Below are 695 nucleotides of genomic sequence, written 5' to 3'. Positions count from 1 at the left end.
GTGTTTCATCGATATGAAGGTATCTCTGTTTCAGAAGTTCCAGCTTCAGACGGTGGACGATGTGTACAAGCCAGTCCCGATAGACAACCAGAAGCCAGTTTGACATAGTCGCTCTGCTTAAACGTAATCCCAAAGCCTCCCATTCTTTTTCCTGTCTGTACAGCGGGATGCTTAATTCAAACTTCTGGTGGATGAGCCAGGTGATGGTAGATGCAGATGCCAGAGAATGCAGGACGGGAGGATATGGCACCGGAGCCTTCTCCATATAAGGAGTTCCGTTTTTCCGGCACGACCTGCATTCATACGTTTCCCGGTAATGGTCAATCACCTTGAGTTTTGCAGGGATAAACTGTACTTCCGTGCGGACGAATTCTTCCCCTACTTTCACCATCGTACTTCCGCAGTTATCGCATATCTGTTCCCTTTCATCTATGGTATGGAGTACTTTGCTGTGAGGGAGATTTTTTACCAGTTCTTCCCGCTGACCGGTGTACTTCCTTTTACGTAGGTGCTTCTCTATCTCAACAAGCTCCGGTTCGTGTGCATCAGGATCCGCACAGGTTTCGATTTCATTAAAAAGAGACACCTGCCCCTCGATTTCGAGAGTAGATGTCTTCTCGGATTTTGTTCCATAAAGTTTACGGGTCAGGAAATCAACCTGCTCTTTCAGGAGCCGGACCTGCTGTTCCAGTTCT

The 695-nt window shown here is 47.5% G+C and carries 1 pseudogene; it reads right to left on the bottom strand.

Annotated elements, in window-relative coordinates:
- A pseudogene (locus DMI82_RS19550) lies at positions 1 to 695 on the bottom strand (IS66-like element ISRob1 family transposase); the annotation flags it as partial.

The organism is Blautia sp. BCRC 81119 (assembly GCF_003184505.1).
Taxonomy (GTDB): Bacteria; Bacillota; Clostridia; order Lachnospirales; family Lachnospiraceae; genus Blautia_A; species Blautia_A fusiformis.
Note: the sequence above shows the minus strand (reverse complement) of the source record. Positions and strands in the feature narration are given on the sequence as shown.